Below are 23,503 nucleotides of genomic sequence, written 5' to 3'. Positions count from 1 at the left end.
CGTGGCGCTGGTGAGCACAGCACGCGTCGACCTGGTGTGTGAAGGCGGCGGGGTCCGGGGGATAGGGTTGGTTGGAGCGGTGGACGCGCTGGCCGATGCCGGTTACCGATTTCCCAGGGTGGCGGGCAGCAGCGCGGGTGCGATCGTCGCGTCGCTGGTCGCGGCCCTACAAACGGCCGGTGAGCCGGTGACGCGGCTTGCCGAGATGATGCGCAGCATCGACTACCCGAAGTTCCTCGACCGCAATCTGATAGGACACGTGCCGTTGATCGGCGGGGGACTTTCTCTGCTGTTGTCGGACGGCGTTTACCGCGGGGCCTATCTGGAACAGCTGCTCGGCGGTTTGCTCGCTGACCTAGGCGTGCACACCTTTGGCGACTTGCGCACCGGCGAGGCACCCGAACAGTTCGCCTGGTCGCTGGTGGTCACCGCCAGCGACCTATCCCGTCGCCGACTCGTTCGCATCCCGTGGGACCTGGACTCCTACGGCATCCACCCGGACGACTTCTCGGTGGCGCGTGCGGTGCACGCCTCATCGGCGATCCCGTTTGTGTTCGAGCCTGTTCGGGTGCGCGGCGCTACCTGGGTCGACGGTGGCTTGCTGTCGAACTTTCCGGTGGCGCTGTTCGACCGAACCGACGCTGAACCGCGATGGCCCACGTTCGGGATCAGGTTGTCAGCGCGTCCGGGCATTCCACCTACCCGGCCGGTCCAAGGGCCAGTGTCGTTGGGCATCGCGGCGATCGAAACACTGGTGAGCAATCAGGACAACGCCTACATCGACGATCCGTGTACCGTTCGGCGCACCATCTTCGTGCCCGCCCACGACGTGAGTCCGATCGACTTCGACATCACCGCCGAACAACGCGAGGCTCTTTACCAACGCGGATTTCAGGCGGGTCAAAAGTTCTTGGCGAACTGGAATTACGCCGATTATCTGGCTGACTGCGGCGGCCCGTTCACGCCGTCGCTGTAGCTGTCGTTAACCGAGTCGTCCGGCTAGCGTGGGCTTTCCGGGGCCGGAGAGGTCGCTGACCGCCGCTGGCCTGCCGGCCATTGCCATGAGCAAGGCTTCGCCGGGCCCGGTTACTTCGGGCCCGGTGCCGATTGTCCAGTCGAGGTCGGTGGCTCGCAGTCGCAGCCCTTTGATGCGTGGCCGAGCTCGCAGCCTGGGGTTCTTCGGCATCAGCCGCAACACGCGGTCAAGTCGCTGCGCGGGGATGGTGCGGGGCTGACCGAGCGGGCGGCGGATATCCTGGTGGTGGATCATGCCATCGACGAGGGCGATCATTCCGCCGAAACCCGCTGTCAGCCCACGCGGTTGGAGATGCCGGCCGACATAGTCAACCAACTCCTGTGGGCTGAGCCCAGCGAATTCGTCGACACCCACCTCATTGGCCCGGACGATCCGGCCTTTGGCAAAGCGCTTGAGCAACCCGAAAACGCCGAGATCTTCGTAGCTGATCATATGTGCGACAACTTCTTTGACGCTCCACCCGGCGCACAGGCTGGGTGTTTCCCATTGCTGCAGTGTGAGGGTAGTCAGAAACGCCGCTAGTTCGGCCCGCTCGGCGCGGGCCATGTCCATCATGGACTTCTCGGTATCGTCGTCTGCCGCGATCATGGCTGCACCTGGATGCAGAGCAGGTCGGTATAGCGGCGTAGGTATAACGGCCATCCGGCCTCGCTGTCAACGCCGTCGGCGACCGACTCCCAGCCCGGACCGTGTCGGTCGAGATGGCGATGTTCGAGGTCGACGCGTGTCGTCTCGGCGGACTGCGCGGTGAAGCGGACTTCGACCTCACTGGTCTTGGCCAGATCGGTTTCCGGCCGCCAAGTCGGGCCGATATCCCACGTGAATAGCACCCGGCTGGGCGGTTCATAGACCAGCACGCGCGCCCATTTGCACACGCTTCCGTCAACACCGCGATCGTAGATATGGCCTCCCGCATGGCATTCGAATACCGTCTCGGTGATCGGGATAGCAAGCAGATTGTGCTCGCGAGGCTTGAAGTCGCCGAACCGCGTGGTGAACACGGCGAACGCACGCTCGATCGGGGCGTTGACGACAACGTGGTGGTGGATGGCATCGGTTCGCGGGCGTGTCATGTGTCGTCTCCTTCGGAGTCGATGAGCTGCGCGTAGCCAGTCAGGGCGCGTGTCCAGAACCGGTCGAGGTCGGTGCGCAATGCCGCAAGGCCTGTCGGGTCGAGCTGGTAGACGCGGCGTGTTCCCGCGGGGCGGTCGCACACCAGCCTGGCGGTCTTGAGCACTTTGAGGTGCTGTGACACCGCGGGTCGGCTGACGGGCAGGTCGCGGGCCAACTCGCCGACGGCCAGCGGGCCGTGCGCCAGCCGCTCCACGATGGCCCGGCGAGTGCCGTCCGCCAGCGCCTGCCAAGCGCGATCCGGTGATCTGTAAGTGGACACGAACCGTAAGTTTAGACTTACGGATATTCTTCCGCAAGGGTGCGCGGGTGGTGTGACACGTGATCCGGGCATCCCGTCACCCATGGCGTTGGAGCCGAGTATCGGTTGGCGACGTTGGCCCGCCGGAAAGTCGACTGGTACAAGCATTTTCCGAGAACCCATGCGGCGCGTCGCGGCGATGACCGGCAGAGAGGCTCCCTAGTATTGCGGCGTGCTGGATCGCTATGGAACCGACGTGCTTGCCGCAGGCGGGCGGCGCCGGCCCCGCTCGGTTGAGCACCCGGTCGAGCTCGGCATGGTCGTCGAAGACGCCGAGACCGGCTACGTCGGTGCGGTGGTCCGAGTCGAATATGGCCGCATCGACTTGGAAGACCGCTACGGGAAGACCCGCGGGTTTCCGCTGGGCCCCGGGTATCTACTCGACGGCCTGCCGGTGATCCTCACCGCGCCGCGGTGCGCAGCGGCTGCCGGCCCGAGGCGAACGGCATCCGGCTCGGTCGCGGTGCCGGGCGCGCGTGCCCGGGTGGCCCGGGCCAGCCGGATCTATGTCGAGGGCCGACACGACGCTGAACTCATCGCGGCGGTATGGGGAGCGGACCTGCGAATCGAAGGTGTCGTCGTCGAACATCTCGGTGGCGTCGACGACCTGGTGGAGATCGTCGCCAAGTTCCGGCCCGGCCCGCGGCGTCGGCTCGGCGTTCTCGTTGACCATTTGGTCGCGGGGTCGAAAGAGGCGCGCATCGCCGAGGTGGTGCGCCGCGGACCGGGCGGCTCCGACACTTTGGTCGTCGGGCACCCCTACGTCGACATTTGGCAGGCGGTCAAGCCACAACGAGTTGGGCTGGCCGCCTGGCCGAGGGTGCCGCGGCACATCGAGTGGAAGCACGGCGTGTGCGATGCGCTCGGCTGGCCGCACGCCGACCAGGCCGACATCGCCGCGGCGTGGCGGCGCATCCGTTCGCAAGTACGCGACTGGACCGACCTAGAGCCGGCGTTGATCGGCCGGGTGGAAGAACTGATCGACTTCGTCACTCAGCCGGCCGGGGACGAATAGCCGCGGAAGATGTCTGCCCAACCGCGCGACACCGTCGCCATCGCCGGATCCGCTCATCGACACATCATCCGCCCGATTCAGCTGCGGTGCTTAGACGCGGTCCCGGCGGCGCCCGCTACCGGTGATCCTTAGCCCGAACGTGAAACACTTCATCGATTGGTCGCCGAGGCGTTGCCGGTGGCGGCTCTTCCATCTCCGGGGCCAGACCGACGCGAACCAAGGCTTGCGGAGTTGCGGGCTGCCCAATCAGCGCTGCGACCAGGTCTCGGCTGGCGTGCAGTTCGGTGATGTGGGTCAGCGTGCAGGTGGCAAGCCCAGCCATGGTGGCGTCAAGCAATACGGCGGAAAGCATCTCGCCGCAGCGCAGTAGGCTGGCGCGTTCGTTGTCGTAGGTGGAGAGCACCAGGACCTTAGAGCGGTCGTGGCCAAACTCCGGGCGCCTATCGGTGTTGGCGACGACCGGGAAGTCGCGTCCGAAGGTGACCCGGTCACTTTCGGCCGCCGATACCAATGAACTGTGCGGTATGCCCTCAGAAGTCTCAAAAGCCCCTGTCCACCAAAAGAGTTCGGCATGATACGACGAATCGTAGAGCCGCAGCGATTCGGTGAGTTTGGACGCCGCCGCCAGTTCGGGACGCATATCGTCGGCGATGACGTCGATGCGCACCGTGTCGGCGGTGACGGTCGTGCGCAACTGCGACTCCACCAAGTCCCAATCCGGCGGCTCGGCGAAAGGCAGCCGGTCGGTACGGCGCAGTAGGATCGCATCCGCCCTTAGACGGTGGCCCTCGGTGACGAAATCGGCCGGGCTGAAGTCAATTGACGCCAGATGCAAAGGATCGTTGGGGTTGGGAAACCGTTCCACATTGGCGGTGGTACCCGCGGCCGCCATCGCCACCCGAAAGTGGTCGAGTACGGCGCCGCACCCCAGCAGCGCTTCCCGGCCGGAGTGGTCGGTCGCGTAAAGCACCCGATCCTTGTCGAGGAACAGCGCAACCGTGTGGTCCTCGGCTATCCAGCGCCAGGGCTGGCTGTTGTGGAGCGACGGTGCGCGGCAGGCCAACTGCACCGCGCTCTTGATGACATCGGTGGTCACCATGGTGTCCGGCATGATCAACCTCCGCTGTTCGATATCACCCCGATCTTTCTGAACGGCGGTTGGCAGACAACAGGGTCAATGGTCCCCAAGTGGATCACCGACGGGCGCGGACAAATGGCCCGCGCTTCGGGGACTTCTGTCCCTAGCCCTGGCCACGATGGGCTGGTCGGATCAAAGGCATCCGTTTCCATCGATTAGGAGGCATCAAATGGCCACCACCCTTCCCGTTCAGCGCCACCCGCGGTCCCTCTTCCCCGAGTTTTCTGAGCTGTTCGCGGCCTTCCCGTCATTCGCCGGACTCCGGCCCACCTTCGACACCCGGTTGATGCGGCTGGAAGACGAGATGAAAGAGGGGCGCTACGAGGTACGCGCGGAGCTTCCCGGGGTCGACCCCGACAAGGACGTCGACATTATGGTCCGCGATGGTCAGCTGACCATCAAGGCCGAGCGCACCGAGCAGAAGGACTTCGACGGTCGCTCGGAATTCGCGTACGGTTCCTTCGTTCGCACGGTGTCGCTGCCGGTAGGTGCTGACGAGGACGACATTAAGGCCACCTACGACAAGGGCATTCTTACTGTGTCGGTGGCGGTTTCGGAAGGGAAGCCAACCGAAAAGCACATTCAGATCCGGTCCACCAACTGACCACTGGGTCCGTGCTGATGACCGCAGCGGCTGATGTCACCCGGCGCTCGCCGCGGCGCGTGTTCCGTGACCGCCGCGAGGCCGGCCGGGTGCTGGCGGAATTACTCGCCGCCTATCGGGACCAGCCGGACGTGATTGTGCTCGGCTTGGCCCGGGGTGGCCTCCCGGTCGCATGGGAGGTTGCCGCGGCACTGCATGCCCCGCTAGACGCCTTCGTCGTGCGCAAACTTGGTGCCCCGGGGCATGACGAGTTCGCCGTTGGTGCACTGGCCAGCGGCGGCCGCGTCGTGGTCAATGACGACGTCGTGCGGGGCCTGCGGATCACACCGCAGCAACTGCGCGACATCGCCGAACGTGAGGGTCGGGAACTGCTTCGGCGCGAGTCCGCCTACCGCGGCGAGCGCCCGCCCACCGATATCACCGGCAAGACGGTCATTGTCGTCGATGACGGTTTGGCCACCGGCGCAAGCATGTTCGCGGCGGTACAGGCATTGCGCGATGCGCAACCAGCGCAGATCGTGATTGCCGTGCCGGCGGCGCCGGAGTCCACGTGCCGGGAGTTCGCCGGCCTCGTCGACGACGTTGTGTGCGCGACCATGCCGACCCCGTTCCTGGCCGTCGGTGAGTCGTTTTGGGACTTCCGGCAGGTCACCGACGAGGAGGTCCGCCGGCTCCTGGCCACCCCGACCGCTGGGCCGTCGCTGCGCCGGCCCGCGGCGTCAACGGCGGCCGATGTTCTGCGCAGAGTCGCGATCGACGCCCCCGGGGGTGTTCCGACGCACGAGGTGTTGGCGGAGCTGGTCGGCGATGCACGAATCGTGTTGATCGGCGAAAGCTCGCACGGCACACACGAGTTCTACCAGGCCCGGGCCGCCATGACACAGTGGCTGATCGAGGAGAAGGGCTTTGGTGCGGTAGCCGCCGAGGCGGACTGGCCCGACGCCTACCGGGTCAATCGGTACGTTCGCGGCCTCGGCGAGGACACCAACGCTGACGAGGCGCTTAGCGGATTCGAGCGGTTTCCCGCCTGGATGTGGCGCAACACCGTGGTCCGAGATTTTGTGGAATGGCTGCGCACACGCAACCAGCGCTACGAGTCGGGCGCGCTGCGGCAAGCCGGCTTCTACGGTCTGGATCTTTACAGCCTGCATCGGTCGATCCAAGAGGTGATCAGCTATCTCGACAAGGTCGACCCGCGTGCGGCGGCACGGGCGCGGGCCCGGTATGCGTGCTTCGACCATGCCTGCGCCGATGACGGTCAGGCGTACGGATTCGCGGCCGCATTCGGCGCCGGTCCGTCGTGCGAACGTGAAGCCGTCGAGCAACTGGTCGACGTTCAGCGCAATGCCCTGGCGTATGCGCGCCAAGACGGGCTGCTTGCCGAGGACGAACTGTTCTACGCCCAGCAAAACGCGCAGACGGTGCGCGACGCAGAGGTGTATTACCGGGCCATGTTCAGTGGACGCGTTACCTCGTGGAACCTGCGCGACCAGCACATGGCGCAGACCCTTGGCAGTTTGCTGACGCATTTGGACCGACACCTCGATGCGCCGCCGGCGCGAATAGTGGTGTGGGCTCATAACTCCCACGTGGGTGACGCACGCGCTACCGAGGTGTGGGCCGACGGGCAGCTCACCCTCGGCCAGATAGTCCGTGAGCGATACGGTGACGAGTCGCGCAGCATCGGATTCAGCACGTACACGGGCACCGTCACCGCGGCCAGCGAATGGGGTGGTATCGCCCAACGCAAAGCGGTTCGGCCGGCACTGCACGGCAGTGTCGAGGAGCTCTTCCACCAGACTGCAGACAGTTTCCTGGTGTCAGCGCGGCTAAGCCGCGACGCCGAAGCCCCGCTGGACGTTGTCCGGTTGGGACGTGCCATCGGCGTCGTTTATCTACCGGCAACGGAACGGCAAAGTCACTACTTGCACGTGCGGCCCGCCGACCAGTTCGACGCCATGATCCACATCGATCAGACCCGTGCCCTGGAACCTCTCGAGGTGACGAGCCGGTGGATCGCCGGCGAGAACCCGGAAACCTACCCGACCGGTCTGTAGCGCAGAGTCCACGACGATGACGGAGCCAGCGGCGTGGGACGAAGGCAAGCCGCGAATCATCACTTTGACCATGAACCCCGCCTTGGACATCACGACGAGCGTCGACGTGGTGCGCCCGACCGAGAAAATGCGTTGTGGCGCACCTCGCTACGATCCCGGCGGCGGCGGTATCAATGTCGCCCGCATTGTGCATGTCCTCGGCGGTTGCTCGACAGCACTGTTCCCGGCCGGCGGGTCGACCGGGAGCCTGCTGATGGCGCTGCTCGGTGATGCGGGAGTGCCATTTCGCGTCATTCCGATCGCGGCCTCGACGCGGGAGAGCTTCACGGTCAACGAGTCCAGGACCGCCAAGCAGTATCGTTTCGTGCTTCCGGGGCCGTCGCTGACCGTCGCGGAGCAGGAGCAATGCCTCGACGAACTGCGCGGTGCGGCGGCTTCGGCCGCCTTTGTGGTGGCCAGTGGCAGCCTGCCGCCAGGTGTGGCTGCCGACTACTATCAGCGGGTTGCCGACATCTGCCGCCGATCGAGCACTCCGCTGATCCTGGATACATCTGGTGGCGGGTTGCAGCACATTTCGTCCGGGGTGTTTCTTCTCAAGGCGAGCGTGCGGGAACTGCGCGAGTGCGTCGGATCCGAACTGCTGACCGAGCCCGAACAACTGGCCGCCGCACACGAACTCATTGACCGTGGGCGCGCCGAGGTCGTGGTGGTCTCGCTTGGATCTCAGGGCGCGCTATTGGCCACACGACATGCGAGCCATCGATTTTCGTCGATTCCGATGACCGCGGTTAGCGGTGTCGGCGCCGGCGACGCGATGGTGGCCGCGATTACCGTGGGCCTCAGCCGTGGCTGGTCGCTCATCAAGTCCGTTCGCTTGGGAAACGCGGCAGGTGCAGCCATGCTGCTGACGCCAGGCACCGCGGCCTGCAATCGCGACGATGTGGAGAGGTTCTTCGAGCTGGCGGCCGAACCCACCGAAGTCGGGCAGGATCAATACGTTTGGCACCCGATCGTTAACCCGGAAGCCTCGCCATGAACCAATCACACAAACCCCCATCGATCGTCGTCGGTATTGATGGCTCGAAGCCGGCCGTGCAAGCCGCACTGTGGGCGGTCGACGAGGCAGCCAGCCGTGACATCCCGCTGCGTCTGCTGTACGCGATCGAACCCGACGATCCCGGGTACGCCGCACACGGCGCGGCGGCTCGCAAACTCGCCGCCGCCGAGAACGCGGTGCGCTACGCGTTCACAGCGGTCGAGGCGGCGGACCGGCCGGTCAAGGTCGAGGTGGAGATCACCCAGGAGCGGCCGGTCACCTCGTTGATCCGCGCTTCGGCGGCTGCTGCCCTGGTGTGCGTTGGCGCTATCGGCGTGCACCACTTCCGACCGGAGCGGGTGGGATCTACCGCAGCGGCCCTGGCGTTATCGGCGCAGTGCCCAGTGGCGATCGTGCGACCCCACCGGGTCCCCATCGGACGCGACGCCGCATGGATCGTCGTCGAGGCGGACGGGTCGTCCGATATCGGTGTTTTGCTGGGGGCGGTGATGGCCGAAGCACGGCTGCGCGACTCGCCGGTTCGGGTGGTCACCTGCCGGCAATCCGGAGTGGGCGATACCGGGGACGACGTCCGTGCCAGCCTGGACCGCTGGCTTGCCCGTTGGCAACCACGGTATCCCGATGTGCGGGTGCAATCGGCGGCAGTGCACGGCGAGCTGCTGGATTATCTGGCTGGGCTGGGTCGATCGGTACACATGGTGGTGCTCAGCGCGAGCGACCAGGAGCATGTGGAGCAACTTGTGGGAGCGCCGGGCAACGCCGTGTTGCAGGAGGCCGGCTGCACCCTGCTGGTCGTCGGTCAGCAGTATCTGTGACTGTGCCGCTGGGTAGCCAGACCAGTTGGTTGAGCGCAGCTCCGGTGTCAACATAGCTATGTGACACACCCTGACAGGGCGAACGTTAACCCTGGCAGCCCGCCATTGCGCGAGACACTGTCGCAGCTTCGGTTGCGAGAGCTGCTGCTGGAAGTCCAAGACCGGATTGAACAGATCGTCGAAGGCCGCGACCGGCTGGATGGTCTGATCGACGCCATCTTGGCGATCACATCGGGACTCAAGCTCGACGCCACCCTGCGCGCCATTGTGCATACCGCCGCCGAGTTGGTGGATGCCCGCTACGGGGCGCTCGGGGTGCGCGGTTACGACCATAGATTGGTCGAATTCGTCTACGAGGGGATCGACGAAGAGACCCGGCACCTCATCGGCTCATTGCCGGAGGGGCGAGGTGTTCTCGGCGCGCTGATCGAGGAGCCAAAGCCGATCCGGCTGGACGATATCTCGCGGCATCCCGCATCGGTTGGATTTCCGCTGCACCATCCGCCGATGCGGACCTTCCTCGGGGTTCCAGTGCGCATCCGCGACGAGGTGTTCGGCAATCTTTACTTGACCGAGAAGGCAGATGGCCAGCCGTTCAGCGATGACGACGAGGTGCTGGTGCAGGCGCTGGCCGCCGCGGCCGGGATTGCCGTTGACAATGCCCGTCTCTTCGAGGAATCACGGACCCGGGAAGCGTGGATCGAGGCAACCCGCGACATCGGAACGCAGATGCTGGCCGGTGCGGACCCGGCCATGGTGTTTCGGCTCATCGCCGAGGAAGCGTTGACGTTGATGGCTGGGGCAGCCACCTTGGTGGCGGTGCCGCTCGACGACGAAGCGCCGGCTTGCGAGGTCGACGACCTGGTCATCGTAGAGGTGGCCGGAGAGATCTCCCCGGCGGTCAAGCAAATGACGGTTGCCGTCAGCGGAACGTCGATCGGGGGAGTCTTTCACGACCGTACGCCCCGCCGGTTCGACCGGCTTGACCTCGCGGTCGACGGCCCGGTGGAGCCCGGGCCCGCCCTGGTGCTGCCGCTGCGTGCCGCCGACACTGTTGCCGGTGTGCTGGTCGCACTTCGCAGTGCCGATGAACAGCCGTTCAGCGACAAACAGCTCGATATGATGGCCGCCTTCGCTGACCAGGCTGCGCTCGCCTGGCGGCTGGCGACCGCGCAGCGACAGATGCGAGAAGTGGAGATCCTGACCGATCGCGACCGGATCGCACGTGATCTGCATGACCACGTCATCCAGCGGCTCTTCGCAGTCGGGCTCACCCTGCAGGGTGCCGCTCCGCGAGCACGTGTCCCCGCCGTCCGGGAATCCATCTACAGCAGCATCGACGATCTCCAGGAAATCATTCAGGAGATTCGATCTGCGATCTTCGACCTACACGCCGGGCCCTCCCGGGCGACGGGTCTGCGCCACCGACTGGACAAGGTCATCGACCAACTCGCGATCCCCGCGCTGCACACCACGGTCCAGTACACGGGCCCGCTGTCCGTTGTCGACACCGTCCTGGCCAACCACGCCGAAGCGGTTCTGCGGGAGGCGGTTAGCAACGCTGTCCGGCACGCGAACGCGACCAGCCTGGCCATCAACGTCAGCGTCGAGGATGATGTGCGGGTCGAGGTCGTCGACGACGGTGTCGGCATCTCCGGCGACATCACCGAAAGCGGCCTGCGCAATCTCCGCCAGCGTGCCGACGACGCGGGCGGCGAATTCACAGTCGAGAACATGCCGACCGGAGGCACCTTGCTGCGGTGGTCTGCACCGCTGCGCTGATGGATTGATGGACTGTGTTCCGACCGCAAGGAGCGTGAAATGTCTGCTGCGACAGCGAAATACGGAATACTCGTTGGCGTCGACGGATCAGCGCAATCCAACGCGGCGGTAGCCTGGGCCGCCCGTGAGGCCGTCATGCGCCAGCTGCCCATCACCCTGCTGCACATTGTTGCCCCTGTGGTTGTCGGCTGGCCGGTGGGCCAGCTGTACGCGAATATGACTGAGTGGCAAAAGGACAACGCACAGCAGGTCATTGAGCAGGCCCGCGAGGCGCTCACCAACAGCTTGGGTGAGTCCAAACCGCCGCAGGTGCATACCGAGTTGGTCTTTTCCAATGTTGTGCCGACGCTTATCGATGCATCCCAACAGGCTTGGTTGATGGTCGTCGGCAGCCAGGGGATGGGCGCATTGGGTCGACTGCTGCTCGGCTCGATCAGCACCGCGTTGCTCCACCATGCGCGGTGTCCAGTGGCCATCATTCATTCCGGTAATGGCGCGACTCCCGACTCCGATGCACCGGTGTTGGTGGGCATCGACGGATCGCCAGCCTCTGAGGCGGCAACGGCCCTAGCCTTCGACGAAGCCTCCCGCCGAAGGGTGGACCTGGTGGCGTTGCACGCCTGGACCGATCTGGGGATGTTTCCGGTTCTGGGGATGGATTGGCGAGAGCGCGAGAAGAGAGAGGCTGAGGTCCTCGCTGAACGCCTCGCCGGCTGGCAAGAGCAGTATCCGGATGTCCGCGTGCACCGATCGCTGGTGTGCGACAAGCCCGCTCGGTGGCTGCTCGAGCATTCTGAGCAAGCTCAGCTGGTGGTGGTCGGCAGCCATGGGCGCGGGGGGTTTTCCGGCATGCTGTTGGGTTCGGTGAGTTCCGCGGTAGCCCATTCGGTGAGAATCCCGGTGATCGTCGTCCGTCCCAGCTAGTACTGGAACCGGCGAGAGCATCCGCTATTATCTGCGTATGAATGCAGATAAAAGAGCTTGCTTGGTGGTCGAACGCGGCCGATCTGGCCTGCTGTCACAAAGGGCCTGCGCCCGATGACCCACGACCACGCTCATTCACGAGGTGTGCCGGCGATGATCAAGGAGATCTTCGCGCCGCACTCCCACGACGCCGCCGACAGCGTCGACGACACCCTGGAATCCACTGCGGCAGGGATCCGTACGGTCAAGATCAGCTTGTTGGTTCTCGGGTTGACCGCGCTCATCCAGATTGTGATCGTGGTGATGTCGGGGTCGGTTGCGCTGGCCGCCGACACCATCCACAACTTCGCTGATGCGTTGACCGCGGTGCCGTTGTGGATCGCGTTCGCGTTGGGCGCCAAGCCCGCCACTCGCCGATATACCTACGGATTCGGTCGCGTCGAGGACCTGGCCGGGTCGTTCGTGGTCGCGATGATCACGATGTCGGCCATCATCGCCGGTTACGAAGCCATCGCCCGCCTGATCCACCCGCAGCAGATCGAGCATGTCGGCTGGGTCGCCCTGGCCGGGCTGGTCGGATTCATCGGCAACGAGTGGGTTGCCCTCTACCGCATCAGGGTTGGGCACCGCATCGGCTCGGCCGCCCTGATCGCCGACGGACTACACGCTCGAACCGACGGATTCACCTCGCTGGCCGTGCTGTGCTCGGCCGGCGGTGTCGCACTTGGGTTCCCACTGGCCGACCCCATCGTCGGCCTGCTCATCACGGCGGCGATTCTGGCCGTGCTACGAACTGCCGCGCGAGATGTGTTCCGCCGCCTGCTCGACGGCGTCGACCCAGCGATGGTCGATGCCGCCGAACAAGCCCTGGCGGCCCGGCCCGGCGTGCAGGCGGTACGCAGCGTGCGGATGCGCTGGATCGGACACCGCTTGCACGCCGATGCCGAACTCGACGTCGACCCCGCCCTGGACCTCGCGCAAGCTCACCGCATCGCCCACGACGCCGAACACGAACTCACCCACACCGTTCCCAAGCTGACCACCGCCCTCATCCACGCCTATCCGGCTGAACATGGCTCGTCGATCCCAGATCGTGGCCGCACCGTAGAGTGACTCGGGCTTACGGCGGCCATCGGTATCGGGCCCGTCGTAACCGGCCAGGGGCTCGGTGACCGTCATCTCCCGCAGGGCACGCCTAGACGGCGGCCGACGCTGCCCAGGCGTAGAAGGTTCTCCGGGTGATCTGCAGCCCTGCCCACACAGCACGCGACAGATCGCAGCGACCTCGAACCGGGCTCGATGCTCGGCGACGAACTCGCAGCTCAGCGTGGCGTCCTTCCCTCGAAAGAAGGTGCGCACGAAACCCGGGAGGCTTCACTATGTGAAGGTCACCTCAACCTCGAACTGGCCGGCTGATCATGACACACGTAACCGAGGCAGGAATTGATCAGGGCTAGTTCTCCGCAAATGAGATAGCTGCGCTCAGATAGTGACAACCGCTATTTCCCGAGTTAGGACGGCGAAGATGCCGGCCCGCGATGCGGTTGGCCGAGCTGGTTGGGTTGGATCGAACGCGAGGGATCCCGCCACGTGTCGGTTGCCGCCAGTATGGTCATTGAACTATGGGGTCGGTGCACGACGTCATCGAGGCGTTCCGGAAGGCTCCGTCGAACGCGGAGCGCGGGACCAAGTTCGAGCAGTTGATGGTGCGCTATTTCGAGCTGGACCCGACGATGGCCCAGCAGTACGACGCGGTGTGGCGGTGGATCGACTGGCCGGAGCGGCGGGGCAGGACCGACACCGGAATCGACCTGGTCGCCCGCGAACGTGACACCGGCAACTACACCGCGATCCAGTGCAAGTTCTACGAGCCGACGCACACACTGGCCAAGGGGGACATCGACTCGTTTTTCACCGCGTCGGGCAAGACGGGCTTCACCAACCGGGTGATCATCTCCACGACGGATCGGTGGGGCCGCAATGCCGAGGACGCGCTGGCCGATCAGTTGGTCCCGGTGCAGCGCATCGGCATGGCCGAGATCGCCGAATCGCCGATCGACTGGGACATCGCCTGGCCGGCCGGCGACCTGCAGGTGAACCTGACCCCGGCCAAACGCCACGAGCTGCGGCCGCACCAGCAGCAGGCGATCGACGCGGTGTTCCGCGGGTTCGCGGTGGGCAACGATCGCGGCAAGCTGATCATGGCCTGCGGCACCGGCAAGACGTTCACCGCGCTCAAGATCGCCGAGCGCATCGCCGCCGACAACGGCGGCAGCGCGCGGATTCTGTTGCTGGTGCCCTCGATTTCGCTGTTGAGCCAGACGCTGCGGGAGTGGACCGCACAGAGTGAGCTGGATGTGCGGGCGTTCGCGGTGTGCTCGGACACCAAGGTGTCGCGCTCGGCCGAGGACTACCACGTCCACGATGTGCCGATCCCGGTCACCACCGACGCGCGGGTATTGCTGCACGAAATGGCGCACCGCAGGCGCGCCCAGGGCCTGACCGTGGTGTTTTGCACCTACCAGTCGCTGCCCACGGTGGCCAAGGCCCAACGGCTGGGGGTCGACGAGTTCGACTTGGTGATGTGCGACGAGGCCCACCGCACCACCGGCGTGACGCTGGCGGGGGACGATGAGTCGAACTTCGTGCGGGTGCACGACGGTCAGTATCTGAAGGCGGCCCGGCGGCTGTATATGACCGCCACGCCAAGGATTTTCACCGAGAGCATCAAGGACAGGGCCGACCAGCACTCCGCCGAGTTGGTGTCGATGGACGACGAGCTGACGTTCGGGCCGGAGTTTCACCGGCTGTCGTTCGGCGAGGCGGTGGAGCGCGGGCTGCTCACCGACTACAAGGTGATGGTGCTCACCGTCGATCAGGGCGTGATCGCGCCCCGGTTGCAGCAGGAACTCTCCGGGGTTTCCGGCGAGCTGATGCTCGACGACGCCTCCAAGATCGTCGGCTGCTGGAATGGCCTGGCCAAGCGGTCCGGTACCGGCATTGTCGCCGGTGAGCCGCCGATGCGTCGGGCGGTGGCGTTCGCCAAGGACATCAAGACGTCCAAGCAGGTTGCCGAGCTGTTCCCGAAAGTGGTTGAGGCATACCGCGAATTGGTTGACGACGGCCCGGGCCTGGCGTGTTCGGTGCGCCACGTGGACGGGACGTTCAACGCGCTGGTCCGCAACGAACAGCTGGCCTGGCTCAAAGGCGTGGTCGCCGAGGATGAATGCCGCATCCTGTCCAACGCCCGCTGCCTCTCCGAAGGGGTCGACGTGCCCGCGCTGGACGCGGTGCTGTTCCTGAATCCGCGCAATTCCATCGTCGACGTGGTGCAGTCGGTCGGTCGGGTGATGCGCAAGTCGCCCGGCAAGGACTACGGGTACGTCATCTTGCCGGTGGCGGTGCCCGAGGGTGTCGAGCCGTCTGCCGCGTTGGCCGACAACAAACGGTTCAAGGTGGTGTGGCAGGCCCTCAACGCGTTGCGGTCGCACGACGAGCGCTTCGACGCGATGGTGAACAGCATTGCGCTGAACGTGAAGCCGACGAAGACCGGTGAAGGCAGCGACAAGCTGTTGGGCGGTCACATCGGGCCGACCTCCGACGAGGCGGGACCCGCCGTCGCGGAGCAGTTGGCGATGTTCTCGTTGTCGCAGTGGCAGGAAGCGATCTACGCGCGCATCGTCGACAAGGTTGGCACCCGGACCTATTGGGAGCAGTGGGCCGCCGATGTCGCCGACATCGCCGCGACGCTGACCACCCGTATCCACGCCCTGCTCGGCGGCGCCGACGCTACGGCGGCGGCGGCGTTCGAGCAGTTCCTGGCCGGGCTGCGCGATAACCTCAATGACTCGATCACCCCCGATGACGCGATCAGCATGCTCTCGCAGCACCTGATCACCAAGCCGGTGTTCGACGCGCTGTTCGCCGGGCATGACTTCGCGTCGCACAACCCGGTGTCGCGGGCCATGCAGAAGATGGTCGACACCGTCGGGGGTGCCGGCCTGGAGGCCGAAACCGCTCGGTTGGAAGGCTTTTACGAATCGGTGCGACGGCGCGCCGGCGAGGTCACCAGCGCCGAGGGCAAGCAGCAGGTGATCGCCGAGCTGTACGAGAAGTTCTTCCGCATCGGCTTCAAGAAGCAGGCCGAGGCGCTGGGGATCGTGTACACGCCGGTCGAGGTCGTGGACTTCATTGTGCGGGCGGCTGATTTCGTGTCGCGCAAGCATTTCGGGCGCGGGCTGACCGACGAGGGCGTGCATATTCTGGACGGCTTCGCCGGGACGGGCACATTCATTACCCGGCTGCTGCAGTCCGACCTGATCACGGCCGCCGACCTCACCCGAAAGTACTCGCAAGAGCTGCACGCCAACGAGATCATGCTGCTGGCGTACTACATCGCCGCGGTGAACATCGAGTCGACCTACCATGCTTTGGCGGGCAAGACCGCCGACGCCGACGCCTATGAGCCGTTCCCCGGGATGGCGCTGGCCGACACGTTCCAGATTTCCGAAGCCGGGGACTCGATGGACGCGATCATGTTCCCGTACAACAACGCTCGGATCTTGCGACAGCTGGCGACGCCGATCAGCGTGATCATCGGGAATCCGCCGTACTCGGTGGGGCAGAGCAGCGCGAACGACCTGAACGCCAACGTGAAGTATCCGACGTTGGACGGGCGGATTGAGCAGACGTACGCGAAGCGGTCGACGGCGCAGCTGAAGAACAGCCTGTACGACTCGTATATTCGCGCGTTCCGGTGGGCGACCGACCGCATTGGTGACAACGGTGTTGTCGGATTCGTCTCCAATGGTGGGTACATAGACGGCAACACGGCAGACGGCATGCGGTTGTCGCTCGCCGACGACTACGCGGCGGTATATGTGTACAACCTGCGGGGGAACCAGCGCACAGCTGGGGAACTCTCACGCCAGGAAGGCGGCAAGGTCTTTGGCGGGGGGAGTCGCAACACGGTGGCGATCTTCCTTGGCATCAAGGATCCGAAGCACAGCGGGCCATGCGATGTCCTTTACCGCGACATCGGCGATTACCTGAGTCGCGAGGAGAAGTTGCGGATCGTCGGCGACGGCTACCTCGACACGGTGGAATGGCAGACAGTCACACCCAACTTGCACGGTGACTGGGTCAACCAACGCGACGACGCGTTCAGCGCGTGGCCGGTTATCGGCGACAAGAAGGCTGCTCTTGACGTGACACGTGTCTTCGCGAACTATTCCGCGGGCTTGAAGACCAGCCGGGATGCGTGGTGTTACAACTTTTCACGTGGTGCGCTCGAGGCCAACATCGGACGCACGATCGACTTCTACAACTCGGAGGTCGACCGGATCAACGAGATCCGCGGAAGGGACGCCAAGACCCCGCCGGTTGACGCCCTCATTACCGTGGACTCGGCCAAGTTCAGCTGGGACCGCATCAACAAGCGGCAAGTGGCACAAGGCATTCGCATCGAATTCGCTCCCGCGGGAATGCGGCTCGGCACGTACCGACCATTTACGAAAGAGCACGCCTACCTCGACCCCAACCAGCAGCTCAACAACTGTACCTACCAGCTTCCGTCGATGTTTCCGACGCCGGAGCACGGGAATGTCGGTTACTACGTGGTTGGCATGGGCTCAGACAAGCCCTTCTCGTGTCTGATGCTAAACGCTATCCCCGATCTCGCATTCTGGGGCTCAAGCAACGGTCAATTCTTCCCGCGCTGGACCTACGAGAAGACCGAACCACGTGACGGCGAACTCGATTTCGAGTCCACCACCAACGCCGAAGTAGACGACCACGGCTACCGCCGCGTCGACAACATCACCGGCGTCATCCTCAAGCTCTACCGCGACACGATCGGCGACCAAGTCACCAAAGACGACATCTTCTACTACGTCTACGGCCTGCTGCATGACCCCGCCTACCGCACAAAATACGCCGCTGACCTCAAGAAGATGCTCCCGCACATCCCAACACCGGAGACCCGCGAACGCTTCGACCAGCTCGCCAGCGCCGGCCGGAAACTAGCCGACTTACATGTCGGCTACGAGTCGGTCAAGCCGTATCCCCTTGATGTGCAACTCAAACCGGGCGCAGATCCGGAGGACCGCGAGACCTGGCGCGTCGAAAAGATGAAATGGAAGTCCAAGCAAGACCACTCAACGATCATCTACAACTCGCGTGTCACCATCGCCGGCATTCCCGACGAGGCCGAGCGATACCTGCTCGGCTCCCGCTCCGCGCTGGGCTGGATCATCGACCGCTACCGCGTCACCACCGACAAAGCGTCCGGAATCGTCAACGACCCCAACGACTGGTGCGACGAGCACGCGAACCCTACCTACATCGTCGACCTGATCAAGAAGGTGACCACCGTCAGCGTCGAGACCATGAAGATCGTGGACAGCATTGTGGCACTTGCATCAGCGGGTTCGGATTCAACGTGACAGGCCAACTACCGCTTAACCTTGCCCGGCGGCGCCCCGCCCGAGGGCGACGCCCGTCACCGAGGCCCCGCGGCGGAAGCAGCGCGGACCACCGTGGTCATTCTCGAACTCTGACAAATCTGATCCTCTCCGTCTGCACACCTTGTGCAATACGGACCAACTTGGCGCATCGGTAGCAGCATCATGACGTTGATTCAGACGGTTACGACCGACGACCTGGTCATCCAGGTTGCCGATCGGCGACTGTCGAGACCGGACGGGTCAGTGTTCGATGACGACTACACCAAACTGGTGTGCTGGAATACAAGCTTCACGGTCGGGTTCACAGGGCTTGCTCGCATCGATCCCGCCCAGAAGAAGTCAACATCGGAGTGGCTCGCCGAGACCCTATGCGACTACGCCTCGTTCGAAGACGGAGTCGATGCGCTTCGGTACTGGGCCTCCGGGCAGATCGGCCAATTACCGACCGGGAAGGGTTGGGAGGACAAACGGCTCGGGATTATCATCGCCGGCTTCGACCGCCGCAGGATTCCTCTCGTCGCCGAGATTTCGAACTTCGATCCGGAAGCGCCGATCCCGGCCAACCAAAACGAGTTCAAGTGCTACCGAATCCGCCGAGCGCCGGGGCACTCGGCGAGCTTCCGTATCACGGGAGCTGCGTTGACTGAGAAAATGTATGCGAACATCTTGCTTCGGCGTGTTCCGCGAATGCTGAAGCAGCAAGACGGGATAACTCGTGCGGCCAGGCTGATGGTGGCACTACAGAGGCGAATTTCAGAGGACAACCCAGGGGTTGGCAGGCACGCCATGGCGGTAGCGATTCCGCGTGAGCGAACTATGCCTGAGGTCCTGTCGAACCTGGACGCCCCTTCCCTCAACACTATGAACAGCAACTTCTGTTACTTCGACGACGCCGGGTTCAATTACAAGCAGCTTGGACCGCACATGGCCGGTGGTGGTTGGGCGTGGGCAGACTTCGTTGCCGAAGCGGACCCTAGCAATCCGGACATGCAGAAAGTCGGTGGACGTGTTCTCAAGTGTCCCCAACCTCCTCCGCAAGCTGAATCGACCGGTTGTTGACATTCGGATGCGACAAAACGCCCGGAAACGAAAGTCTTCCGCGATACTGTCAATACGGCCGCGCCTTCTTGCTTGAGCAATGATCAGAACCTGTGGATGAGCCTCGGCGAAGCGGCGTGATTGGGCGCACCTCCCCGAGGATGATCTGAAGTCCATTTGTCTGATCAAGGACCGGCGTTGGCGCGCTGGTTCGGGAAGGTACGCCCATGCGCAATGTAGTCCCTGAGGTCGGCAATCGTGATTCTGCCGTGCCGGTCGTGTTGGCGGGCCCGGTGTCGTCGGTGATCGATGAGATTGTGCGCGAGGGCGCGCAGCAGATGCTGGCCGGGGCCCAACGGCGCTGCGCAGCTTCCAAATTAGTTAGGCAGCGCCATGAAACCGCTATCCTTTTAGGATGGTTCAACGCTATCCTTTTAGGATGGTTCAACGAACGCCAGCGATGACAAGCGTCGCTCAGCTAGAGCACTATCTAGAGGAGCACTTGACCAAAGAGCTGGCATGGTTATTGCGTGCTGCAACAGAATGGCACGCGCAACATTGTATGAATCTTGGGATTGACGGCTATAGCATGCAGGTCTACGCACTCGATTCGACTGTGCTGCACGCCCGGACGCTGTTTGAATTCTTCACGCAGAATACAAGCGTAGGACAAAACGCGAATTACTACAATTGCACTGTGTACAAGGTACCGCTTATCGGATCGATCTTGTATCAATTTCACTGGAGAAGGCCGATTCATAGTCATATGATGCACGCGCAAGATAGGCGGCCGGTTACACAGTTACCAACATATGACGACCACGCGCAAACAAAACCGTTGAATGAGATGCCGGTGGACTTTGCCAAAGAGATAGTACGTTTGTGGCGCGTGTTCGTCAAAGATTTAAATAATCATACAAATTTACAGTTTCGGCCAATCGGCGCTACAGCACAGACGGCGTTGGCATCTGAAATCAATGCCGCTAAAAGAGTCCGTACAAATGACGTTACGCAACGTCAGATCGCTGTCGGAAAGGAAACGAGCAGGCTGGAACCGAATTTTTCGATTCCGCAGATTGAATGGCCTGCCTAGACTAGGCCTTCAGTAAGCGTGTCGGCCGGGTAGGAGAGGCCAAAGGCCTTACCCTGGCTGGGTTTGCGACCTCAACACAGCCCAGCAGGAAAGGCCTTTGTGGTGAAGAAGATAACCCATGAACAGAGTCGGCGAAACATCACACGCCGAGGGCGCAGGGTGGCGGCGCGGCACGCGCGGGCTGGACGCTGGGCGGCGCAGCCCAGGCCGATGCTGGGTTCGGGCGCGGTGCGCTACGAGGTCGGCGCCAACATCGATGCCACCGGCTTCGGTGGGATCGCCGCGGTGCATCGGCTGGTCACCCGGCTGGGGCTGGTCACCCGGCTGGGGCTGGTCGAGCGGGTCGACGCCCATTCCCGCTTCAGTTCGAGCAACTTGCCGAAATCGAGCCGGCGTATTTCGGGACGAGTCTCGCTCTCGGGCATGAGCAACTCCGCGGCGAAGGTGGTGGCCTCGACTTCCAGCTCTCCTTGGGGTCAACCGCTTTCGGTCGGGTTGCGGCGGCGCTGGCGTTCATGAAACGCCTGTCATCCACGGGAGCCCGTGAACGTTCCATGGGAGAACGCGCACGGCGGCGCACTGTACTGCCTCATACGTGGGGATGAATTCTCGGCCTGGCACAGGCTACTGTTTCAACGGCCCGGGTGCGCAGAGTCCGTCCTCGCCTGCCGGCATTTCCTCGACGGTAGCCCCGTCGCCCGCTGCTCTTACCCGGAGGAATATCACCCTTGTGTGATATCGCGTATCGCGCTACTCTGCGACTCTGTGGGGTGGACGGCGGATGTGGAGCGCATCTCCGCCTGGCTCAACGGCTTGGACCGAGAGACCTACGAATTGGTGTTCGCAGCTATCGAGGTTCTCGAGGAAGAGGGCCCCGCACTTGGCTGTCCTCTGGTGGACACGGTGCGTGGGTCGCGCCACAAGAACATGAAGGAGCTGCGTCCAGGATCACAAGGGCGGTCCGAGGTCCGCATTCTGTTCGCCTTCGACCCGGCGCGGCAGGCGATCATGCTGGCCGCCGGTAACAAGGCCGGGCGGTGGACCCAGTGGTACGACGAGAAGATCAAAGCGGCCGATGAGATGTTTGCCGAACATCTCGCACAGTTCGAGGACACGAAGCCAAAGAGGCGCAAGCGCAAGAAAGGGTAAGTGGCACGATGGCGATGACACTACGGGACATGGACGCCGTACGTCCCGTTAACCGGGAGGCGGTGGACCGGCACAAGGCACGAATGCGCGATGAAGTGCGGGCATTCCGGCTCCGGGAGCTGCGCGCGGCTCAGTCACTCACCCAGGTCCAGGTGGCTGCGCTGGCGCACATCCGGCAGAGCCGGGTATCCAGCATCGAGAACGGCGACATCGGCTCCGCACAGGTCAACACACTGCGCAAATACGTGTCCGCTCTTGGCGGAGAACTGGATATCACCGTCCGCCTGGGAGATGAGACATTCACCCTGGCATAGAGGCACAAACCGTTCTCGCCGTTCTTGGCCGGATACGAACCACCGACGGCCCTCCGTTGGTCGAGATGACCGCGAGACCTGCCGGTGGCGCCGGGGATGAAGTGGGCAGCCAAGACCGACCACTTGGCGATCGTTCTACTCCCGCGTCACCATCGCCGGCATTCCCGACGAGGCCGAGCGCTACCTGCTCGCTCCCGCTCGGCGCTCGGCTGGATCATCGAGCGCTACCGCGTCACCACCGACAAAGCGTCGGGCATCGTCAACGACCCCAACGACTGGTGCGACGAACACGACGATCCCACCTACATCGTCGACCTCATCAAGAAGGTGACCACCGTCAGCGTCGAGACCATGAAGATCGTCGACGGCCTCGCCGGCGGTTAACGGAGCGATGAACGACTAGAGCACGCGAACGATCTTGCTCGGGTGAACCGTGTAGATGAATGGTCCCGGAAATCGTGCGGCACGGGCAATCGCCGCAAGGGACGCAATATACCGTGCCGCGACTTGCTCTGCCAGGATGTCGGCCCGCGGCACACAGAATAGCCGGGCTCCCGTGTCGAGCACCGTCCGTCGCTCGACGGCGTTGCGCCGGATATTGGCATCCTTGTGAAATCCAATCCAGCCGCACTCGGCGGTCATTGCGATCCACTTGTGGTCGCTGACACTCTGAGCCTGCGTCTCGCCGTAGTGCTCCCGCATCGTTGTCAGCCGGAATCCGGCATCCCGAAGGAGTTGCGGGACTTGCACAGCGCCCAAACTCCGGTCGACAAAGATGTGATCGAGGTCGGCGAGGAGATTCCGATCAGGCTGCAATGGCGTCGAGCGCGTCTCGAAGCTGGTCCGGGGTCACACCGTAGTCGTCGGCGACAGCCTGGAACGTCGCGCCGGCGCGCAATGGGCCGAGCACGTCAGCTACCCGGACGCCGCTTCCGTCGAACACCGGTTGCCCATAGCCGCGGCGTGGATCGAGGACGACGTTGGCATCGCCGTACTGCGGCAACCTAATCATCGAAGCCAGGTTGTCGTCGGCAAAGCTGATTTGTTGCAGGTAGTGCTCGACGATCTCCTTGAAGACGTACTGCCCGGATCGCGGGACAATCAGCCCCCTGACCACCAGATCATCAGGACTGCCCTCCCCGGACCGTTCAGCGAACCGCCAGAGCACCTCGGCACCGTCCGTGCACAAATCCTGGGACGCAAGCGCGTGTGGCCCGACATTCTTGATTAGCCAGTCGAGGGATGGCCGGATCCGCTGCATAGGGACGCCCGCTCGGCGGAAGGCGTTCAACACATACGCCTCGGCGATTCCGACGAATGGGAGCCGAGCGTGACTGCCGGTCGGGTGGGGAAGAGCCGTGATGATCGGTTGCCCCTGGACCGCCGGTGCGTTGGCCGGCCGACGCTCGTAGCCGTCAGCCCACGTAGCCAGGGTGGCGCGGGGAACCACCAGGTACCGCGATGCCTCGGCAAGCGTGTAAAGAGGAACGTCGAACCGCAGTTCCAGCTCTTGGTCGCCAGCCATCAGATTCACCTCCCAGCTTTCCGACGTGTTCCACCAACGTATGCCTTCTGAGCGCAACGG

General features: G+C 63.9%; 22 protein-coding genes and 2 pseudogenes. 17 read left to right on the top strand and 7 right to left on the bottom strand.

The window, feature by feature from the left end; all coding sequences use genetic code 11:
- Window position 1 precedes the first annotated feature (1 nt).
- A complete protein-coding gene (locus FF952_RS10815; protein ID WP_003410214.1) occupies window positions 2-976 on the top strand; it encodes a patatin-like phospholipase family protein in 975 nt (324 codons plus the stop codon).
- 6 nt (window positions 977-982) lie between these two features.
- Here FF952_RS10815 and FF952_RS10810 read toward each other — a convergent pair whose 3' ends face one another.
- The 3 genes from FF952_RS10810 to FF952_RS10800 are packed head-to-tail and all read right to left on the bottom strand — an operon-like array spanning window position 983 to window position 2,429.
- Window positions 983-1,624, bottom strand: coding sequence for a maleylpyruvate isomerase family mycothiol-dependent enzyme (locus FF952_RS10810; RefSeq protein WP_003410207.1), 642 nt, complete (start codon window positions 1,622-1,624; stop codon window positions 983-985).
- Window positions 1,621-2,109: an SRPBCC family protein gene (locus tag FF952_RS10805; protein ID WP_003899141.1), complete on the bottom strand. Its 489-nt coding sequence runs from the start codon at window positions 2,107-2,109 to the stop codon at window positions 1,621-1,623. The genes FF952_RS10810 and FF952_RS10805 overlap by 4 nt, the downstream gene beginning before the upstream one ends.
- Window positions 2,106-2,429, bottom strand: coding sequence for an ArsR/SmtB family transcription factor (locus FF952_RS10800; RefSeq protein ID WP_003410200.1), 324 nt, complete (start codon window positions 2,427-2,429; stop codon window positions 2,106-2,108). The genes FF952_RS10805 and FF952_RS10800 overlap by 4 nt, the downstream gene beginning before the upstream one ends.
- 211 nt (window positions 2,430-2,640) lie before the next feature.
- Between FF952_RS10800 and FF952_RS10795 the strand changes: the two genes are divergently transcribed.
- Window positions 2,641-3,483 (top strand): DUF3097 domain-containing protein, encoded by an 843-nt coding sequence (locus FF952_RS10795; protein WP_003410196.1) that lies wholly within the window; start codon window positions 2,641-2,643, stop codon window positions 3,481-3,483.
- Between the two features lie 115 nt (window positions 3,484-3,598).
- Here FF952_RS10795 and acg read toward each other — a convergent pair whose 3' ends face one another.
- Window positions 3,599-4,594 (bottom strand): FMN-binding protein Acg, encoded by a 996-nt coding sequence (gene acg, locus FF952_RS10790; protein WP_003410193.1) that lies wholly within the window; start codon window positions 4,592-4,594, stop codon window positions 3,599-3,601.
- 196 nt (window positions 4,595-4,790) lie between these two features.
- Here acg and hspX point away from each other — a divergent pair, with 196 nt between their 5' ends.
- The 7 genes from hspX to FF952_RS10755 all read left to right on the top strand — a co-directional run bounded on the left by hspX (window position 4,791) and on the right by FF952_RS10755 (window position 12,973).
- Window positions 4,791-5,225, top strand: coding sequence for an alpha-crystallin HspX (gene hspX, locus FF952_RS10785; protein ID WP_003410189.1), 435 nt, complete (start codon window positions 4,791-4,793; stop codon window positions 5,223-5,225).
- Window positions 5,226-5,236: 11 nt separating this feature from the next.
- Window positions 5,237-7,282 carry an erythromycin esterase family protein gene (locus tag FF952_RS10780; RefSeq protein WP_003410178.1) on the top strand — a complete coding sequence of 682 codons (2,046 nt, stop codon included), beginning with the start codon at window positions 5,237-5,239 and terminating at the stop codon, window positions 7,280-7,282.
- Window positions 7,283-7,298: 16 nt separating this feature from the next.
- Window positions 7,299-8,318 (top strand): 1-phosphofructokinase family hexose kinase, encoded by a 1,020-nt coding sequence (locus FF952_RS10775; protein ID WP_003899139.1) that lies wholly within the window; start codon window positions 7,299-7,301, stop codon window positions 8,316-8,318.
- Entirely contained in the window at window positions 8,315-9,154 is an 840-nt protein-coding gene (locus FF952_RS10770) for a universal stress protein (protein ID WP_003410171.1), read from the top strand. Before FF952_RS10775 ends, FF952_RS10770 begins: the two co-directional genes overlap by 4 nt.
- Before the next feature lie 60 nt (window positions 9,155-9,214).
- Window positions 9,215-10,936: a two-component system sensor histidine kinase DosT gene (dosT, locus tag FF952_RS10765; RefSeq protein ID WP_003899138.1), complete on the top strand. Its 1,722-nt coding sequence runs from the start codon at window positions 9,215-9,217 to the stop codon at window positions 10,934-10,936.
- A 39-nt stretch (window positions 10,937-10,975) separates the two neighbouring features.
- Window positions 10,976-11,860 carry a universal stress protein gene (locus tag FF952_RS10760; protein WP_003410150.1) on the top strand — a complete coding sequence of 295 codons (885 nt, stop codon included), beginning with the start codon at window positions 10,976-10,978 and terminating at the stop codon, window positions 11,858-11,860.
- A gap of 114 nt (window positions 11,861-11,974) precedes the next feature.
- The gene (locus tag FF952_RS10755) at window positions 11,975-12,973 is read left to right on the top strand and encodes a cation diffusion facilitator family transporter (RefSeq protein ID WP_003410146.1); all 999 of its coding nucleotides are present in this window, start codon (window positions 11,975-11,977) and stop codon (window positions 12,971-12,973) included.
- Here the strand turns inward: FF952_RS10755 and FF952_RS20985 are convergent.
- A pseudogene (locus FF952_RS20985) lies at window positions 12,947-13,180 on the bottom strand (IS3-like element ISMysp3 family transposase); the annotation flags it as partial. The gene FF952_RS10755 and the pseudogene FF952_RS20985 overlap by 27 nt on opposite strands.
- 302 nt (window positions 13,181-13,482) lie before the next feature.
- Here FF952_RS20985 and FF952_RS10750 point away from each other — a divergent pair.
- The 8 genes and pseudogenes from FF952_RS10750 (at window position 13,483) to FF952_RS10715 (ending at window position 22,302) form a co-directional block, all read left to right on the top strand.
- Window positions 13,483-18,303: a DEAD/DEAH box helicase gene (locus tag FF952_RS10750; RefSeq protein ID WP_003904761.1), complete on the top strand. Its 4,821-nt coding sequence runs from the start codon at window positions 13,483-13,485 to the stop codon at window positions 18,301-18,303.
- Window positions 18,304-18,486: 183 nt separating this feature from the next.
- Window positions 18,487-19,383, top strand: a complete 897-nt coding sequence (locus FF952_RS10745; RefSeq protein ID WP_003904759.1) for a hypothetical protein — start codon at window positions 18,487-18,489, stop codon at window positions 19,381-19,383.
- A 206-nt stretch (window positions 19,384-19,589) separates the two neighbouring features.
- Entirely contained in the window at window positions 19,590-19,826 is a 237-nt protein-coding gene (locus FF952_RS10740) for a hypothetical protein (protein ID WP_003410133.1), read from the top strand.
- On the top strand, window positions 19,778-20,455 hold the full coding sequence (locus tag FF952_RS10735; RefSeq protein ID WP_003900450.1) for a hypothetical protein: 678 nt from the start codon (window positions 19,778-19,780) through the stop codon (window positions 20,453-20,455). Before FF952_RS10740 ends, FF952_RS10735 begins: the two co-directional genes overlap by 49 nt.
- Window positions 20,456-20,557: 102 nt before the next feature.
- Window positions 20,558-20,836: pseudogene (locus FF952_RS20980) on the top strand (IS1380 family transposase); the annotation flags it as partial.
- 162 nt (window positions 20,837-20,998) lie between these two features.
- The gene (locus FF952_RS10725; RefSeq protein WP_003900449.1) at window positions 20,999-21,604 is read left to right on the top strand and encodes a type II toxin-antitoxin system RelE/ParE family toxin; all 606 of its coding nucleotides are present in this window, start codon (window positions 20,999-21,001) and stop codon (window positions 21,602-21,604) included.
- A gap of 8 nt (window positions 21,605-21,612) precedes the next feature.
- Window positions 21,613-21,918 carry a transcriptional regulator HigA2 gene (higA2, locus tag FF952_RS10720; RefSeq protein ID WP_003410124.1) on the top strand — a complete coding sequence of 102 codons (306 nt, stop codon included), beginning with the start codon at window positions 21,613-21,615 and terminating at the stop codon, window positions 21,916-21,918.
- 84 nt (window positions 21,919-22,002) lie between these two features.
- Entirely contained in the window at window positions 22,003-22,302 is a 300-nt protein-coding gene (locus tag FF952_RS10715) for a type ISP restriction/modification enzyme (protein WP_003410120.1), read from the top strand.
- A 15-nt stretch (window positions 22,303-22,317) separates the two neighbouring features.
- Here the strand turns inward: FF952_RS10715 and FF952_RS10710 are convergent, their stop codons facing one another.
- Together FF952_RS10710 and FF952_RS10705 are read right to left on the bottom strand one after the other, a co-directional pair.
- Window positions 22,318-22,734 carry an Rv2019 family toxin-antitoxin system toxin ribonuclease gene (locus tag FF952_RS10710; RefSeq protein WP_003410114.1) on the bottom strand — a complete coding sequence of 139 codons (417 nt, stop codon included), beginning with the start codon at window positions 22,732-22,734 and terminating at the stop codon, window positions 22,318-22,320.
- Window positions 22,724-23,443, bottom strand: a complete 720-nt coding sequence (locus FF952_RS10705; RefSeq protein WP_003410108.1) for an Rv2018 family toxin-antitoxin system antitoxin — start codon at window positions 23,441-23,443, stop codon at window positions 22,724-22,726. The genes FF952_RS10710 and FF952_RS10705 overlap by 11 nt, the downstream gene beginning before the upstream one ends.
- Between the last annotated feature and the right edge of the window lie 60 nt (window positions 23,444-23,503).

Origin of the sequence: Mycobacterium tuberculosis complex sp. N0072 (assembly GCF_030323725.1) — a bacterium.
Classification (GTDB): Bacteria; Actinomycetota; Actinomycetes; order Mycobacteriales; family Mycobacteriaceae; genus Mycobacterium; species Mycobacterium tuberculosis.
The sequence above is the reverse complement of the archived record's forward strand: the minus strand, read 5'-3'. Positions and strand labels throughout refer to the sequence as shown.